The 17,150-nt window shown below is 66.4% G+C and carries 10 protein-coding genes; 5 read left to right on the top strand and 5 right to left on the bottom strand.

All coding sequences use genetic code 11. The features are described from left to right. The first annotated feature begins 37 nt into the window (after positions 1–37). From MTR65_RS07660 to MTR65_RS07645, 4 genes are all read left to right on the top strand, one after another. The gene (locus MTR65_RS07660) at positions 38–1,210 is read left to right on the top strand and encodes an efflux RND transporter periplasmic adaptor subunit (RefSeq protein ID WP_243798820.1); all 1,173 of its coding nucleotides are present in this window, start codon (positions 38–40) and stop codon (positions 1,208–1,210) included. Between the two features lies 1 nt (position 1,211). Next, positions 1,212–4,379 (top strand): efflux RND transporter permease subunit, encoded by a 3,168-nt coding sequence (locus MTR65_RS07655; protein ID WP_243798777.1) that lies wholly within the window; start codon positions 1,212–1,214, stop codon positions 4,377–4,379. Between the two features lie 2 nt (positions 4,380–4,381). Further along, positions 4,382–5,824: an efflux transporter outer membrane subunit gene (locus MTR65_RS07650; protein WP_243798775.1), complete on the top strand. Its 1,443-nt coding sequence runs from the start codon at positions 4,382–4,384 to the stop codon at positions 5,822–5,824. Positions 5,825–5,959: 135 nt separating this feature from the next. Beyond that, a complete protein-coding gene (locus tag MTR65_RS07645) occupies positions 5,960–6,577 on the top strand; it encodes a TetR/AcrR family transcriptional regulator (RefSeq protein ID WP_243798773.1) in 618 nt (205 codons plus the stop codon). A 69-nt stretch (positions 6,578–6,646) separates the two neighbouring features. Here MTR65_RS07645 and MTR65_RS07640 read toward each other — a convergent pair whose 3' ends face one another. From MTR65_RS07640 to MTR65_RS07620, 5 genes are all read right to left on the bottom strand, one after another. Further along, positions 6,647–7,615, bottom strand: a complete 969-nt coding sequence (locus MTR65_RS07640; RefSeq protein WP_243798771.1) for a copper resistance protein B — start codon at positions 7,613–7,615, stop codon at positions 6,647–6,649. Next, positions 7,612–9,402: a copper resistance system multicopper oxidase gene (locus tag MTR65_RS07635; protein ID WP_243798768.1), complete on the bottom strand. Its 1,791-nt coding sequence runs from the start codon at positions 9,400–9,402 to the stop codon at positions 7,612–7,614. Before MTR65_RS07635 ends, MTR65_RS07640 begins: the two co-directional genes overlap by 4 nt. 85 nt (positions 9,403–9,487) lie before the next feature. After that, positions 9,488–9,892, bottom strand: coding sequence for a DUF2946 family protein (locus MTR65_RS07630; protein WP_243798766.1), 405 nt, complete (start codon positions 9,890–9,892; stop codon positions 9,488–9,490). Between the two features lie 196 nt (positions 9,893–10,088). Next, complete coding sequence (locus MTR65_RS07625) at positions 10,089–11,402, bottom strand: metal-dependent hydrolase family protein (RefSeq protein ID WP_243798764.1); 1,314 nt, start codon at positions 11,400–11,402, stop codon at positions 10,089–10,091. Between the two features lie 86 nt (positions 11,403–11,488). After that, a complete protein-coding gene (locus MTR65_RS07620) occupies positions 11,489–13,795 on the bottom strand; it encodes a TonB-dependent receptor (RefSeq protein ID WP_243798762.1) in 2,307 nt (768 codons plus the stop codon). A gap of 531 nt (positions 13,796–14,326) precedes the next feature. Between MTR65_RS07620 and MTR65_RS07615 the strand changes: the two genes are divergently transcribed. Further along, positions 14,327–17,140 (top strand): M14 family zinc carboxypeptidase, encoded by a 2,814-nt coding sequence (locus tag MTR65_RS07615; RefSeq protein ID WP_243798760.1) that lies wholly within the window; start codon positions 14,327–14,329, stop codon positions 17,138–17,140. The last annotated feature ends 10 nt before the right edge of the window (positions 17,141–17,150 follow it).

Here is a 17,150-nt window from a genome sequence, read left to right as displayed (position 1 = left end):
ACCGTTCTGTACGGTTATGGAGTGTCCGGTGTTGTCCATGTTTTCGCCGCTTGCGGGAAATGCCCCCCGATCCGCACGGCGCTCGCGCATCAGGGGCGCTGCCTGTGGCGCCGCGCTGGCCCTGATCCTCACGCTGGGCGCCTGCGCCGGTGAACCCGAAGCCAAGGCTCCCGAGCCCGCGCGGGTCGATGTCATGGTCATGCAGCCGCGCGACCTGCCGCGCGATATGGACTTCTCCGGCCGCACCAGCGCCTATCGCGTCGCCGAGATCCGCCCGCAGGTGAACGGCATCCTGCAGCGCCGCTTCTTCACCGAGGGCGTGGACGTCGCCAAGGGGCAGACGCTCTACCAGATCGACCCCTCGGTCTATCAGGCGACCTACAACCGCGCGGTGGCGAACCTGGCCTCGGCCCGCAATCTGGCCCGCCGCTACGAGGATCTCGTCGCCGACAAGGTTGTTTCGCGCCAGCAGCGCGACGATGCCGTGGCCGCCTGGCACCAGGCCGAAGCGGAGGTGCAGGCCGCCCGCATCGACCTGCAACGCACGCACCTGTCCTCGCCGATCACCGGGCGCATCGGCCGTTCGCTGACGACCGAGGGCGCGCTCGTCTCGGCCGATCAGGCGGTGGCGCTGACCACGGTGACGCAGCTCGATCCCATCTTCGTCGACATCCAGCAGTCGAGCGATGAACTTCTGCGCCTGCGTCGCCATCTCACCGACAAGAACCTGACGGCGGGCAGCGGCGCGAACATCCCGGTCGAACTCACACTGGAGGACGGCAAGCCCTATGAGATCAAGGGCAAGCTCTCGTTCTCCGAAGTGAATGTCGATCCGGGCACGGGCATGACCACGCTGCGCGCGATCTTCCCCAACCCCGAGCACCTGCTGCTGCCGGGCATGTACGTGCGCGCCAAGGTGCGGGCCTCGGTGGCGGAGAACGCGTTTCTGGTTCCCCAGAACGCGATCTCGCGCGACATCCACGCCGATCCTTTCGTCTACGTGGTGGCCAAGGACGGCAGCGCCAAGGAAGCGCGCGTCACTCTTGATGGATCGAGCGGCAGTTCCTGGATTGTCACGCAGGGGCTCCATGCCGGGGACCGGGTGATCACCAACGGCCTCGAAGCCGTGCGCCCGGGCGCGAAGGTTGCGGTCGAGGAGGTCTCCGGCGGCGCGGCTGCCAAGCGCGTGGCGCGCGCGGAGACCCACTGACATGGCCCGCTATTTCATCGACAGACCTGTCTTCGCATGGGTCATCGCGCTTATCATCATGCTGGTGGGCGCGATCTTCGTGGTCTCGCTGCCGATCGCGCAGTACCCCAATATCGCGCCGCCCCCGATCACGGTCTCGGTTACCTATCCCGGCGCTTCGGCCGAAACGGTGCGCGATACGGTGATCCAGCCCATCGAGCAGCAGATGTACGGCCTCGATGGTCTGGAATACATGTCGGCCAATGCGCAGGCCGATGGTTCGGCGCAGATCGTGCTGACCTTCATCCAGGGCACCGATCCCAACATCGCGCAGGTGCAGGTCCAGAACAAGCTCTCCCTTGCCCAGCCCATGCTGCCCGCCGAAGTGGTCGCGCAGGGGCTCTCGGTGACCAAGGCCACGCGCAACTTCATGCTGGTTGCCTCCTTCACATCGAAGGACCACTCGATGGACCGCGCGGCCATCGGTGACTACCTCGCCTCGAACGTGACCAACCCGCTCGCGCGTATCTCGGGCGTGGGCGACTACATCCTGTTCGGCTCCGAATACGCGATGCGCATCTGGGTCAAGCCGGAACGCCTGCAGAGCTTTGGCCTCACCATCAGCGATGTCCAGAACGCGATTGCCAGCCAGAACGTGCAGGTCTCTTCAGGCGAAATCGGCGGCCTGCCGGCGCGCAAGGGCCAGTTGCTGGACGCGACCGTGGTAGGCCCGACCCGCTTCACCGACCCCGAGCAGTTCCGCAACGTCCTCCTCAAGGTCAACACCGACGGCTCGCAGGTGCGCCTCAAGGACGTGGCGGAGGTCGAGCTCAACAGCCAGAACATGCAGCCGCGCGGCCTGATGAACGGTAGCGACACCGCGGCCATCGGCATCAACCTTGCACCCGGTGCCAACCAGATGGAAGTGGCCGCCGCGATCAAGAGCGAACTGACCCGGCTGGAGCAGTATTTCCCGGAAGGCCTTACGGTCAATTTTCCCTACGATACGACACCCGTCGTCAAGCTATCGCTGGAGGAAGTGGTCGAGACCCTGATCGTCGCGATCCTCCTGGTGGTGGGCGTGATGTACCTCTTCCTCCAGAACGTTCGCGCGACGCTGATCCCCACCATCGCGGTGCCGGTCGTGCTCCTGGGCACGTTCGCTGTCCTTGGCTTCTTCGGCTTTACCATCAACACCCTGAGCATGCTGGGGATGGTGCTGGCCATTGGCCTCCTGGTCGATGACGCCATCGTCGTGGTCGAGAACGTCGAGCGCCTCATGGTCGAGGAACACCTCAGCCCGCTCGAGGCCACGCGCAAGTCGATGGACCAGATCACCGGCGCGCTCGTGGGTATCGCCCTCGTCATCTCGACGGTGTTCCTGCCGATGGCCTTCTTCGGCGGCTCGGCGGGCGTGGTCTATCGCCAGTTCTCGATCACCATCATCTCCTCGATGCTGTTGTCGGCCTTCGTGGCGATCACCTTCACCCCGGCGCTGTGCGCCACGATCCTGAAGCCCCACGATCCGTCCAAGGCCAAGAAGAGCGGCTTCTTCCACGGCTTCAACACGCGCTATGACGCCATGGTCCAGCGCTACGGCGGGGGCGTTGCCGGTGTGCTTCGCCACATGCGCCCCGCAGCCATCGTCTATGTCGCGCTGACCGCGGGCACGCTCTACCTGCTCCAGGTCCTGCCCTCGGGCTTCATGCCCGAGGAGGACCAGAGCACCGTCTTCGTGCAGGTCCAGCTCAAGCCGGGATCGACCGCGGAGATGACCGAGAAGGTCAACAACGACATTCGCGCCTACTTCCAGGACCATGAGAAGGAGGCGGTGAACAGCGTGCTTTCGGTCATGGGCTTCAACTTTGGCGGGCGCGCGCAGGATGCCGGCATCGTCATCGTCGGCCTCAAGGACTTCGAGACACGCGAGGGCGCTGAGAACACCGCGATGGCGGTGGTGGAGCGGGCCATGGCGCACTTCCACGACTACAAGGGCGCAACGGTAACCCCCTTCCTGCCGCCTGCGGTCATGGAACTGGGCAACGCCAGCGGCTTCGACCTGGAACTGGAGGACCGCGGGCACCTGGGCCATGACAAGCTGATCGCCGCGCGCAACCAGCTACTTGCCAAGGCCCGCAGCGATCCGCGTCTGGTCGCTGTGCGCCCCAACGGTCTCGACGACATTCCCCAGGCCCACTTCGTGATCGACCGCGAGAAGGCCGAGGCACAGGGCGTCTCGATGGCCGAGATCAACACCACGCTGCAAGGCTCGTTCGGTCAGCTCTACGTCAACCAGTTCACCCGCTCAGGCCGCACCAAGCGCGTCTTCATCCAGGGTGAGATCGACAAGCGCATGCAGCCCGAAGACCTCGATTACTGGTACCTGCGCAACAACCAGGGCCAGATGGTCCCGCTCTCGGGCGTCGTGCGCATCGACTGGAAGGTCGGCGCGCAGAAGCTGGAGCGTTACAACGGCGTGGAATCGATCGAGATCCTGGGCGAACCGGCGCGCGGCGTCAGCTCGGGCGAAGCGATGGCAATCATGGAAGGCTACATCGACGAACTGCCCGAGGGCATCAGCCATGAATGGACCTCGGTCTCCTTCGAGCAGGAGCAGTCGTCCGGGCAGGCGGGCAAGCTTTATGTGGTCTCGATTGTCGCGGTGCTGCTGTGCCTGGCCGCGCTCTACGAAAGCTCGGCGATCCCCGTCGCGGTGATCCTGGCGGTGCCGCTGGGCGTGCTGGGGGCGGTGGCGGCCTCGCTGATGCGTGGCCTGCAGAACGACATCTATTTCCAGGTCGGTCTGCTCACCACCGTGGGCCTTGCCACCAAGAACTCGATCCTCATCGTCGAGTTCGCGCGCGAGGGCTACGACCAGGGCATGGAACTGGTCGAGGCCGCGATCCACGCCGCCAAGGAACGTCTGCGCCCGATCCTGATGACCTCCTTCGCCTTCATCCTGGGGACGCTGCCGCTGGCGGTTGCCTCGGGCGCAGGCGCGGGTTCGCACGTTGCTATCGGTACGGCAGTCGTGGGTGGCATGATCGGGGCGACGATCCTCGTGATCTTCCTCGTGCCCGCTTTCTTCGTGGGCGTGATGAGGCTCTTCAAGGTGCCGCGCCAGGACTACTCCAAGCCGCATTCAGGCCCCACGCCCTATATCCCCGAGCACACCGGACAGGAGGCATGATCATGCGCAAGGCCCCCCTGAGTAGCCTTCTGGCCCTGACTGTTGCAGGCGCCCTCGCGGGCTGTTCGTTCACCCCCAAATACGAACGCCCGGACCTTCCCGTGGCGCAGGACTGGCCCGAGGACCTGCAAGCCGCCGCCGGAGAACCGGGCTTAGGAGAGGATACGGATAAGACCCTGGGCTGGGAGGAGTTCTACCGCTCCGCCCCCTTACGCGAGGTCATCCGGCTTGGCCTTGAGAACAACCGCGACCTGCGCCAGGCCGTGCTCAACGTTCAGGCCTACCGGGCGCGCTACCGCATCCAGCACGCGGACCTGTTCCCGACGCTGGAAGCGGGCGCGGACGGATCGCTCCAGCGCCTGCCCGCAGACCTGTCGCAAACCGGGCAGGGCCATGTCTTCGAACAGTATGGCCTGGACGTGGGCACGACGTCCTACGAACTCGACCTGTTCGGACGCATCCGCAGCCTCAATTCCGAGGCCATGCAGACCTACCTCGCCAGCGAGCAGGCGCGTCGCGCAAGCCAGATCACGCTGGTCGCCAACATCGCCGTCGCCTTCCTGACGCTGGAGATCGACCGGCAGCGCCTCGACCTCAGCCAGCGCACGCTCACCAACTACGAGGAGGCGCTAGGCCTTGTCGAACGTGGGCTGGAGGTCGGCACGGCGACCGAACTGGACCGGCGCCAGGCGGCGACACTGGTGGCGCAGACCCAGGCCGAAGTGCAGCGCGGCACGCGCCTTGTCGCGACCGACACCAACGCGCTGCGCCTGCTGGTCGGGACCACTCTGCCCGAAGGGTTTGACAATGGCTTTATCGCCGACGACACGATCCTGGCCCGCGTGCCCGCCGGGCTTCCCGCAGCCCTCCTCCAGCGCCGCCCCGACATCATGGAGGCCGAGCATCAGTTGATGGCAGCCAACGCCGATATCGGCGCGGCGCGCGCGGCCTTCTTCCCGCAGGTGACCCTGACAGGCTCGGGCGGGACAGTCAGCGACGGCGTCTCGGGCCTGTTCGGAAATGGCCAGGGGACCTGGTCGTTCCTGCCGCACATCAGCCTGCCGGTCTTCACCGGCGGGCGGCTGAAGGGCAACCTGCGCTACGCCGAACTGACCCGGGACATGCGCGTGGCGGCCTACGAGAAGACGATCCAGACCGCCTTTCGCGAAGTCTCCGATGGCCTTGCCGCACGCGCGACCTTTGGCCGGCAGCTGGCCGCGCAGCAGCGCGAGGTGGCTTCCTCGCAAGGCTATCTCGACCTCGCCGACAAGGCCTACCGGGGCGGGGTGCGCGACTACCTCGTCGTGCTCGACGCGCAGCGCACGGTCTTCTCCGCGCAGCAGCAGTACCTTGTCGATCACCTCGCGCAGCTGACCGGCGAGATCCAGCTCTACCAGGCGCTGGGCGGCGGCTGGTCGCCGCAGGACGAGGCGACGTCCCTCTAGGACGCGAGAGGCCCGGTCCACGCCGCCGTGTGTGGGCCGGGCTCTGTTGTTTGCGGGACAGGGCGTCTTGCGAAGGGGCGGTCTTCGCTCCTATTGCGAACGTACCGTATGGTATTTGAACAGGGGGAGGACGCGGTGCGAAAGAAGACGCAGAGCAAGCGCGAGGAGATCGTTGCCATTGCCCGCGCAGCCTTCCTGGATGGGGGCTACAGCGCGACCTCGATGGCGAGCATCGCGGCGCTCGTCGGAGGCTCCAAGGGCACCCTCTACGGCTATTTTTCCAGCAAGGAAGAGCTGTTCGGCGCGGTCGTGCGCGATGTCAGCGAAGAGCATGGGCTGCCCGTGCTGGCGCTGCTCGACGATCCGCAGGCCGACCTTGCCGAGACCATCTTCGCGCTCGCGCGGGCGCTCACCCGCTTCTTCGTGATGCCCGAGGCCATCGCCCACTACCGTCTGGCGGTGGGGGAATCGGGACGGTTCCCCAAGCTCGGCCAGATCTTCTTCGAGCAGGGCCAGAAAGAGGGTGAGGACATGGTGACCGCCTGGCTGGAGGAGCGCATCGCGCGGGGGCAACTCGCGGCGCGTCCCCCGCGCCTCCTGGCCCAGCAGTTCGTGGCGCTGTGCCGGGCAGGGCCCTGGAACGCCCTCTTGATGGGCGCGCCCGAGCAGCCGGGCGAGGCACAGCTGGAGGAACTGGCCACACTGGCGGCGCAGACCTTCCTCGCCGCGCACGCGCGGCCCCACCCAGAGTGATTCTGGGAGTGATCCCGGAAGTGATGCGAGGAAGGGGGCGATGCGCGTGCACCGGCCCCTCCGTTAGCCTCAGAACCAGGCTCTGAGGCCCGCGACCGCAACCACCCGGTCGGGGTCATCTCCCACCGCGCGGGCATAGTCGGCGGTGGAGCCGAACTTCTTCTGCCATTCCACGCCCACGTAGGGTGCGAACTGGCGCGCGAACTCGTAGCGCAGGCGCACGCCCGCCTCGAGCGAGGTGAGCCCGCGTCCGGTGCCGCGCTCGGCGATCCGCTGGGCCGAGAACAGCGCTTCGGCGCGCGGTTGCAGGATCAGCCGCTGGGTCAGACGCTGGTCGGTCTCGGCCTCCAAGCGTGCAGTCAGTTCCCCCTTGGTCGACAGGAAGGCCTGCGCGGAGATGTCGAACATGTAGGGCGCGAGCCCCTCGACACCCAGGCTCACTTGCGTGCGGTCGGGATCCGGGCCCAGTTCCTGCCGCACCCCGGCCTGGAGGTCGAACCAGGCGCCGATGGCGTGGCCCCACAAGACTTCGACTTCGGCGTCCTCGATGCCCTCACCAAAGGCCGCTTCGCCCTCGCTCTTGATCCATAACCGGTCGATGTCGCCGCCGGTGCGCAGCGCGCCTTCCCATGAAAGGCCGTCGCTGCCCTTGCCCAGTTTCGCCTCGAGCCGGTCGAGCATGACGATGGTGGTGCCCATGCCGCCCATCTCGTGCCGGACCATGTGGCGGGCGTGGGCCATGTCTTCGCCGGGGAAATACATATCGGCGGCGTGGTCCGGGCCCGAGAACGCCTCGGGCGGGGGCGGGCCTTGCGGGATGTCCTGCGCCATCGACGGCGCGCCCGCGTTCATGGGCATGGCGTGTCCCTCATGGGCATCATGCCCATCGTGGGAAGGCATCGCCATCCCCTCGCCATGCTGCGAATGGTCCATGGCGTGGCCGGACATGTCATGACCGGAATGGTCCTGCGCGTGCAGCGGAGCGGGAAGGAGCAGCGCGCCGGTGAGGGCGCCGATCAGGAAACGGGCCTTTGTCATGCCGCACCTCCTTCCAGCGGGCGCACGGTGACGACGTTGAACATGCCGGACATCATGTGCAGCAGGAGGTGGCAGTGAAACGCCCAGTCGCCCGGCGCATCGGCGGTCACGTCGAAGGAGACCTTGCCCGCGGGGAGCACGCTCACCGTGTGCTTGCGCGGCCGCCGCTTGCCCGCGCCGTTGACGAGATCGAAGAAGAAGCCGTGCAGGTGGATCGGGTGCGTCATCATCGTCTCGTTGACGAGGGTGAAGCGCACGCGCTCGTTGTGGGCAAGGCGGATCGGCTCGACCATCTCGGAGAAACGCCGCCCGTCGAAGGACCACATGTAGCGTTCCATGTTGCCGGTGAGGTGTACCACGATCTCGCGCGTGGGCGGCGTCAAGTCGTCGCGGTCTTCGGGCGTTTCGAGGTCGGTGTAGACAAGCACGCGATGGTCCACGTCATCAAGGCCCAGGCCCCGCTCACCAGTGCGGTCGGTGGGCATGGGGGCCAGCATGTCGACGCCGGGTGTCAGCTCCACGCCGGGCGCGGTCGCGGGATCGCGCATGGAGTGGTTCATCGCCATCCCGCCATCGCCGTGGTCCATGCCTTCCATGCTGCCCATGGCGTGATCGGAGTGGTCCGTTTCATCCCTATCTCCCATCCCCATATCCTTCATGGTGAGACGCGGCGGTTTGCGTAAGGGGGGGACCGGAGCGACCATCCCGGCGCGCGGGGCCAGTGTGGCGCGGGCAAAGCCCGAACGGTCGCTCGATTCCGCGATGACCGAGTATGCGCGCGCGTCCGGCGTCACCACCAGATCGTAGGTCTCGGCGACGCCGATCTGGATCTCGTCGGTCTCGACCGGCGCGACGTCGCTGCCGTCGGCCGCGATCACGGTAAAGGGGAGACCCGGGATACGCAGGTTGAAGATGGTCATGGCCGAGGCGTTGATGACGCGCAGGCGCACCCGCTCACCGGGCCGGAACAGGCCGGTCCAGTTGGCGTCCGGGCCCTGGCCGTTGATGAGGTAGGTGTAGGTCGCGCCCGTCACGTCGGCGATGTCCATGGGCGACATGCGCATGCGGCCCCAGGCCAGCTTCTGTTCCTGTGTCCAAGGCTTGCCCGAGGGGTTCTCGAACAGGGCCTGCTGCTGGAAGTTGTAGTAATCCGGGCGGGCCTTGAGCTTGCGCCAGATCTCCATGGGCGGCGTGAAGCTCCAGTCCGAGAGCATGAGGATCATCTCGCGCTCGGTTTCCACGCGCTCACCGTGGGCGGGATCGATCACCAGCGGGCCGAACAGGCCGGTTCCTTCCTGACCGCCCGAATGGCTGTGGTACCAGTAGGTGCCCGACTGGCGCACGGGAAAGCGGTAGGTGAAGGTCTCGTGCGGAGCGATCCCGGGGAAGGTGACGCCGGGCACACCGTCCATCTGGAAAGGCAGCAGGATGCCGTGCCAGTGGATCGAGCTGTCGACATCGAGGTGGTTGGTGACGGCAAGCTCCACGTCCTGCCCTTCGCGCAGGCGAATGAGCGGGCCGGGCACCGTGCCATTGACGGTGGTCGCGCTGGCGGTGCGTCCGCCCAGCGTGAATGGCGTGCGCGCGATGTTGAGCGCGATGTGCTCGCCGCTCAGCGCACCTTCGGTCGTGGCGCCGGTCGCGGTGCCGGTCGCGGTATGGGCACCGTGGTGGTGGTGCATCTGGGCGCGTGCCCAGTGGGGGAAGAGCAGCGAGGCCGCCGCGCCGCCGCCTGCGGTCAGCGCGCCGGCGAGCAGCGCGCGCCGGTCATGGGGTGTCTGGAACATGGGGTATCCTTCCGGCAGAGCCGGGTCTGAATTCCGAAATGCAACGGCAAGGTCCAGGCGCGCAGGTGCGGCCCGACTTCGAAGATCAGACAGCCCGCGGAGGCGGGGGATCGAGCGGCGAGGCGTGCGAGGCCAGCGCGGCCATGGCGCGCGGCTGCGGACGCTCGCGGTGGAGCGGGCGCAGCGCCGGGGGCGCGGGAAGGTCGGGCAGGGCAAGCCCGGTTGCGGCCAGGCACGAGGCCATGCAGTGGAGGTTGGCGAGCGGGGCCTTCCCATGGCCGGTGTCATGTCCCGTGCCGTGACCCGAAGTCTCGCAGCCGGTATGGGCCATCTCCATCGCGTGCGAAGGCGCGGGGCTGGCCTCGCCCGTGCCCGAAAGGACGGGTGACAGGGCAAGCCCAAGCGCGACCAGCGCGAACACCGCGATCCGGTGCGCAGAGGCGAGGCCTCCACGGGTGCCGGACAGGAGAAGGGTGAGGGCGCGGTGCATGATGAGCCCATCATATCCGCGAACGCGCTGCCTGTGCAATGTAAAGGGAGAAGGAAAAGAAGATTTCCGAGGGCCATCGCCCTCGGGCTCCCCATACCGTCTACCTCACCTTGCGCAGCCAGCCTAGCGCGCGGAAGGTGAGGTAGACGATTCTGGGGTCAAGGGGCGATGGCCCCTTGAATCCTTTGGTCCTGAATTACTTGGCCTTGCCGTTCGCCTTCACGACCTCGCCGCCCTTCATCACGAAGTCGACGTTCTCGAGCAGGGTGATGTCGGCGAAGGGATCGCCCTTGACCGCGACAAGGTCGGCGTAGTGGCCGGGGGTGAGCGAGCCCACGACATCGCTCGCGCCCAGCAGGTCCGCGGCATTGACGGTGGCCGCGCGGATCGCATCGCGCGGGGTCATCCCGGCGCGCACGAGGAGGGCGAACTCCTTGGCGTTGGTGCCGTGGGGCGCCAGGCTCTGGTCGGTGCCGAAGGCGATCTTGACGCCCGCCTTGTAGGCACGGCCCAGGTTGCTCATCACGATCGGGCCGACTTCCAGCGCCTTGGCCGCGGCCGAAGGGTTGAGCGTCTCGGGGTGGGTCTTGGCGATCTGCACCACCGTCTCGGCGACGAGCAGTGTGGGCACGAGATAGGTGCCGTTGGCCTTCATCGCCTTGTCGGTTTCGGCATCGCCGAAGGAGCCGTGCTCGATGGAATCGACGCCCAGCTGCGACGCGTGAAGGATCGCGGTCTTGCCATGGGCGTGTGCGGCGACCTTGATGCCCAGGCTATGGGCGGTGTCGACCACGGCCTTGATCTCGTCGTCGGTCATGGTCTGGTGGTTGGGATCATCGCCGATCGAGAGCACGCCGCCGCTGGGCATGATCTTGATGAGGTTGACCCCGTCGCGGTGCATGCCGCGGACGATCTTGCGCGCCTCGATGGGGCCGTCGATGACGCGGCCCTCGGAGTGGAAGTCGAGCTCGGGGCTCATCCCGTTCTGCGGGTCGCCGTGGCCGCCGGTGGGGCCGAGCGGATAGCCCGAGACCCACATGCGCGGGCCTTCGATCTCGCCCGCCGCGATGGCCTTCTTGAGCCCGACGACGATCGACGTCTCGCCGCCCACGTCGCGGATGCTGGTGAAGCCACCGAGCAGCGTGGCGCGCGCGTAGGCGACCGCTTCCAGCGCGGTGTCGATGTCGGTCTTCTGCGCGCGTTCGGCGACCGGGTTCTTGCCGCTGTAGCCCATCGTCACGTGGTCGTGGGTGTCGATGAAGCCGGGCAGCACGGTTTCGCCCGAAAGGTCGATGACCTCGGCGCCCTCGCGGGTGACGAAGCCGTCCTCGACCGCGACGATGCGGTCATCGGCAATGACGATGGAGACGTTGGAACGGGTCGCCTCCCCATCGAACAAGGTGCCGGCGTGGACGACGGCGTCGCGGGCCAGTGCGCTCTGGCCAAGCGGGGCCAGAGCCAGGGCGACGAAAGGCAGGGCGCGAAGAAGAGCGGTACGTGTGGGTCGCATGGGGGTGGGAAAACTCCGGTTGGTCGCAAGGTGACGGCGGCGGGGAGAGGGGGCTCTCCCCGCCGCTTTGGTCCGAAGGTCTGGGATCAGAACTTCTGGCGCACGTTGACGCCGATGGTGCGCGGGGTCGCGCTGCTCACCAGCGTGCGGCCCCGTGCAATCGCGCTCGAGCTGGCGCGGGTGATCGCGGTCGCATCGAGCAGGTTGGTCACGTAGAGGTAGGCCCCCCAGGACTGGCCCGGACCTTCCACGCCCAGGCGTGCGTTGACGAGGGCATAGTCCTCGACCTCGCGCGCGAAGGTGTAGTTGCGGCGGAAGTCCGACCACGAACCGCCCACGTAGTTGAAGTCGACGCGGGCCATGCCGCCAAGGCTGTCGGTGAGCGACCAGTCGTACTGCGCCGAAGCGCCGCCCATCCACTTGGGCACGTAGGGGATGCGGTCGCCCTTGAGGCCCGAAGTCGCCGTCGCGCCGGTGTTCTGATCCTCAGCGAGGGTTGCGTCAGTGTAGGTCACGTTGCCCTGGAGCGAGAGGCCGTCGAGCAGCATCGCGTTGACCTCGGCCTCGACGCCCTTGACCGTCGCCTTGCCCGCGTTGCCGAGGTAGGAGAACGCGCCGTTGGGGGTGCGCTGGGTGACCTGCATGTCGCTCCAGTCGATCCAGTAGGCATCGATGTTGAAGAGCACCGCGCGGTTGAACCAGCTGGTCTTGAGGCCGACCTCATAGTTCCAGAGGCTGTCCGAGTTGTAGCCGGTGAGCGCAGCGTCAAGGCCGAGCACCTGGTTCGCGCCGCCCGGACGGTAGCCCTGCGAGGCTTCGGCGTAGAGCATCACGTCGGGCGTGAACTCGTACGAGCCGTTGAAGCGGAACACCCAGCCGTTCTCGGTCGAATCCACCGCGGTGGGCGGGGTGATGCGCGCGCCGACGAGGATCGAGGGCACATCGGTGTAGCCCACGATGTCCTTGTCGTAGTGGAAGTAGCGCGCACCGCCGGTCAGCTGCGCGCCTTCGAAGGGATGCAGCGTGACTTCGCCGTAGCCCGCCAGCTGGGTCAGCGAATCGTCGATGTGGCGTCCGGTCACGACCTGCAGCGGACGCATGATCTCGCCCGAGACGCGATTGGTGTTCACCTGGGGGTTCCAGACCGCGATGTTGCGGTCCGACCAGAAGCCGCCGATGGTCCAGTCGAGGATGCCGGTGGTGTTGGAGCTGAGGCGCAGCTCGCCTGTCCAGGCGTCCATTTCCTGCTGGGGATAGAGCACCGAGTAGGACTGCCAGTCGACGAGGTCGTAGTAGTCGGTCAGCTGGCTGTCGCTGCACGGGCTGCCCCCGCCCACGAGCGCGGCGCAGCGCCCTTCGCTGCGCTGGGCCTGCATGAAGCGCGAGACGTCGCTTGCCGAGGACAGTTCGCGGTGCATGTACGAACCCGAGGCGACGAACGTCGCGAAGTCGAACTCGTAGGTCGACGCGATCGAGTAGAGTTCGGTGTCATCGACGATCGGCTGGCGGGTGTAGGCGTCCGAATTGAACTTGCCCGCTTCCTGGGTCCACAGCGGGGTGTCGGTGCGCGTGCGGTTGAGGAAGGTGGTGACATCGAAGGTCCAGCGGTCCGAAGGCTGCATGCGCAGCATCAGGCGTCCGCCATAGCTCTTGAGGACGTTGATGTCGTCGATGCCGAGCGCGGTGTTGTCGATGTAGCCGTCCTGGCGCTTGTAGAAGCCGACCACGCGCACGCCGACCTTGTCGGTGGCGAGCGGCACGTTGAGCATGGCGCTGGCATCGTAGTTCCAGCCACCATAGCGGGTGTTCGAGAGGCTGGCATCGACCGCGCTGCCAAGGCCGGTCAGGTCAGGCTTGTTGTAGATGATGCGCAGCGTGCCGCCCATCGAGCCTGCGCCGTAGAGCGTGCCCTGGGGGCCGCGCAGGACCTCGACGCGCTCGACGTCGAAGAGCTTGAGTTCCGGCGTCGAGCCGCCCGCGTCGTTGCCCGCGCCGATCATACCGGTCACCGGGGTTTCATCGTAGTAGGTGCCAATCATCGGCTCGCCCGAGCCCTGGATGCCGCGGATGACGACGCGGCGCTGCGAGGGGCCGCCGTCCACGAAGCTGAGGCCCGGTGCGCTTGCGGCCAGGTCGGCGATGTCCTGCACGCCCGAGTTGGCCATGGTCTCGCCGGTGACGGCCGAGATCGAGATCGGCGTTTCCTGGATCGAGCTCGAACGCTTGAGCGCGGTCACCACGATGTCGGCGCCGACGATGGTGTCCCCGTTCGTCGCGGCCTGCTCCTGGGCGCTGGCCTGCGGTGCCCAGGCCAGCGCGATCAGGCTGGCAGCCGTGAAGAGGCTCCGGCCCATGGCCCGGGCCGACAACGTCGTGGTAGTATTCGTGAACACGGTATTCCCCCTGAATCCTCGGCGCGCACTTTCTTTTGTTGCACGCGCGAAACCTGTTGGCCGCACAGCGCTGTGCGACCGCCCTCATTCGGCGTCTTCGCTCTCCCTGCCTATGTATGTTGTCCCTTGAAGCGGCTTTGCCCCCGCAATCGTGATGACAGGACGTACATCGCCCGATCCGATTGCACGGTTGGCGCGCGAATGGAAGAGGGGAGGGCGCAACAAAATGGTGGCATGATCGCGTGTCGACTTGTTGCAGAGGGCTTTGATCGTATCGCTTTGCGCAACAAACGTGCATGAATCCGCAAAAGGGCGCCTGTTTCGTCCTCGTCTGGCGAGAATCTGCCCGATTTGACGGGGCGCACGTCCGGGCAGCGGACAAGTTTCCGGAAAGTCGCATGAAAACCGGTTGCATCGAGGGCGAAGGGCGCCAAGGGTGCGCGCCGGGGTTGCAGACAGATCGCAGGGCACGCCCGGCCGCTTCCCGGCGGCCAGCCCACCGTCTGCACGACAGGGACAACAGGAGGCTTCATGTTCCGCAAGAGTCACGTGGGCGCGCTCGGCGCCCTGCTGCTGTGCAGTGCAGCGCAAATCCACGCGCAGGCGGGAAGCGCACCGGCCATGGACAGCGACTACGCCGCGGCGGTGAAGTCCTGGACCACCAAGCCCGAATTCATGAGCCCGCTGGTCGATCACCTGCCCGCATCCTCGACCATTCCCTCGCCCAAGGAGGTGCTGGGCGATCACATCGGCGCGCCCAACAAGCTGCACTACTACCAGCAGATCGTGGGCTACTACCGCGCGCTGGCACAGGCCGCGCCCGACCGGGTCAAGATCGTCGAGATCGGCAAGACCGAGGAGGGGCGCGAGAACATCATCGTGATGATCTCTTCGGCGCAGAACATGGCCGGCATCGAGAACACGCGTCTGGGCCTTGCCAAGCTGGCCGATCCGCGCGGCGTGTCCGAGGAGGAGGCCAAGGCGGTCATCGCCGAGACGCCGCCGATCTACCACATTTCCGCAGGCCTCCACAGCGCCGAGACCGGCCCGCCCGAAATGCTCATGGAGCTGGCCTATCGCCTGCTCGCCGATGACAGCGAGACATTCCAGCGCATTCGCGACAACGTCATCGTCTCGCTCAGCCCCGTGCTCGAGGCGGACGGGCGTGACCGCTATGTCGACTGGTACTACCGCAACCTCATCGACGAGCGCGACGACCGCAACAAGCCGGGTGGCCCGCCGTACTGGGGTAAATACATCTACCATGACAACAATCGCGACATCAATCTGTCGGACAAGAGCGCCAAGGAACTGATGAAGTGGTACCTGGAATGGCACCCCCCGATCATGCACGAGCTGCATGAATCGGTGCCCTTCCTCTACATCTATTCGGGCATGGCGCCGCAGAACCCGGACCTCGATCCGCTGCTCTTCGCCGAGCTGCCCTGGTTCTCCAACTATGAGATGGCGCAGCTCACCAAGTACGGTATGCCGGGCGTGTGGACGCATGGCTATGTCGATGCCTGGACGCCGGGCTACCTCGCCTTCATGTCGTCCAACCACAACGGTATGCTCCGTATGTACGAGACCTTCGGCAATGGCGGGGCGACGACGATGTACCGCCATGTCGCGCCCGATCCGGCCTCGGGCCTTGGCCGCGACCAGACCACGCGCAAGTGGTACCGCCCCAATCCTCCCTACAAGGAGGTCATGTGGTCGCTGCGCAACAATACCAACTTCATGGAAACGGGCGTCCTTACCGCCCTCGACATGACTTCGCGCTTCCCGAAGGAAATCCTCGAGAACTTCTACAAGAAGAGCCGCGATGCCATCAAGGTTGGCGCGGGTGAAGCGCCCTACGGCTTCATCATTCCCGCCGGCCAGGCCGATCCCACGCGCGTCAAGTTCGTGACCGACATCCTGCAGCTTCAGGGCATCGAGATCGGCCAGGCCGAGCGCGAGGTGAAGCTGAAGGAGGGCACCTACCCGGCGGGCTCGCTGATCGTGAAGCTTGACCAGCCCTACGGCCGTCTCGCCAAGATCCTGCTGCGGGTCCAGGACAACTATCCCGACGAGAACGTGGGCACCTACGACGATGCGGCCTGGACCATGGGCCTTATGGCGCACGCCAGGATCGTGGAGAGCGCGGACGAGGAGATCCTCTCGGTGCCTACGCGCGCCGTCGACAGCTTCGCTCCGCGCGGCTCGATCACCGGATCGGGCGCGAAGACCTATGCCGTGCTCGATACGGGCGCCGTGGGCATGGCGACGCTGCGCTACAAGCTGGCGGACGTCGACGGTGTCGAGATCGTCGAGGATGCCTTCAAATCAGGCGGCACCACCATTCCGGCAGGCTCCTTCCTCGTGCCGGGTAGCGCCTATGACACCTTGAAGCCGCTGGTCGAGACCCTCGCGCTCGACGCGGTGGGGATCGGCAGCGCGGCGGACAAGGCGCAGACCCACGCCAGCGAACTGCCCCGTCTCGGCGTCTTCAGCACCTGGGGCTCGACGCAGGATGTGGGCTGGCTGCGCTACGGGCTCGACCAGCAGGAGATCGACTATGACCTCCTGTTCAAGGAGCGTGTGCGCCAGGGCAACCTGCGCGCTGATTACGACATCATCATCCTGCCCCAGCAGGGCCGCTCGACCAAGGACATCGTCTTCGACATTCCGATGACCGGCAAGCCGCTGCCCTACACCAAGACCGACCAGTACCGCTTCTCGGGCGACTACGGCTCCTCGCCCGACATCCGCGGCGGCATGGGGCTGGAGGGCCTTGCCGAACTCAAGAAGTTCGTGGACGCAGGCGGCACGCTCATCACCACGGGCCGCGCCAGCGAGGTGCCGATCGAGTACGGCTTTGTCAGCGAGATCGCGACCAAGGCTCCGCCGGCGAATTTCTACGCGCCCGGCCCGATCGTGAAGGGCAAGGTGGTGAAGCCCCAAAGCCCGATCTTCTACGGCTATGCCGGGGAACTGAAGGGCGGCAAGGTGCAGGGCGGCGAACTGGCGCAAGGTGAACTGCCGCTGCGCTGGGCCCAGAGCACGACCTACTACGTGCCCGAGCGCCTCAAGGCGGACGTCCTGATGACCTATCCGGGCGGCAAGGACAGCATCCTCAGTGGCTTCATCCGCGACGGGGACAAGCTCAAGGATAACGCGGCGATCATCAACGTGCCCTCGGGCGAGGGGCGCATCCTGATGTTCGCGACCAACCCGGTCTGGCGCTGGCAGAACTGGGGCGAGTTCCGCATGCTCTACAACGCGGTGCTCAACTGGAAGCAGCTGGGCGCGACCGACGAGACGCCGCCGCCGCCGCCCGCGGTTCCCGCCGCGCAGCAGTGAGCTTGAGGCT

The organism is Novosphingobium mangrovi (genome assembly GCF_022818885.1).
Classification (GTDB): domain Bacteria; phylum Pseudomonadota; class Alphaproteobacteria; order Sphingomonadales; family Sphingomonadaceae; genus Novosphingobium; species Novosphingobium mangrovi.
Note: the sequence above shows the minus strand (reverse complement) of the source record. Positions and strands in the feature narration are given on the sequence as shown.

Bases quoted from the DNA above. Each gene is read 5' to 3' on its own strand.
- MTR65_RS07660 (WP_243798820.1), top strand. From the start codon at position 38: ATGTTTTCGCCGCTTGCGGGAAATGCCCCCCGATCCGCACGGCGCTCG.
- MTR65_RS07655 (WP_243798777.1), top strand. From the start codon at position 1,212: ATGGCCCGCTATTTCATCGACAGACCTGTCTTCGCATGGGTCATCGCG.
- MTR65_RS07650 (WP_243798775.1), top strand. From the start codon at position 4,382: ATGCGCAAGGCCCCCCTGAGTAGCCTTCTGGCCCTGACTGTTGCAGGC.
- MTR65_RS07640 (WP_243798771.1), bottom strand. From the start codon at position 7,615: ATGACAAAGGCCCGTTTCCTGATCGGCGCCCTCACCGGCGCGCTGCTC.
- MTR65_RS07635 (WP_243798768.1), bottom strand. From the start codon at position 9,402: ATGTTCCAGACACCCCATGACCGGCGCGCGCTGCTCGCCGGCGCGCTG.
- MTR65_RS07630 (WP_243798766.1), bottom strand. From the start codon at position 9,892: ATGCACCGCGCCCTCACCCTTCTCCTGTCCGGCACCCGTGGAGGCCTC.
- MTR65_RS07625 (WP_243798764.1), bottom strand. From the start codon at position 11,402: ATGCGACCCACACGTACCGCTCTTCTTCGCGCCCTGCCTTTCGTCGCC.
- MTR65_RS07615 (WP_243798760.1), top strand. From the start codon at position 14,327: ATGTTCCGCAAGAGTCACGTGGGCGCGCTCGGCGCCCTGCTGCTGTGC.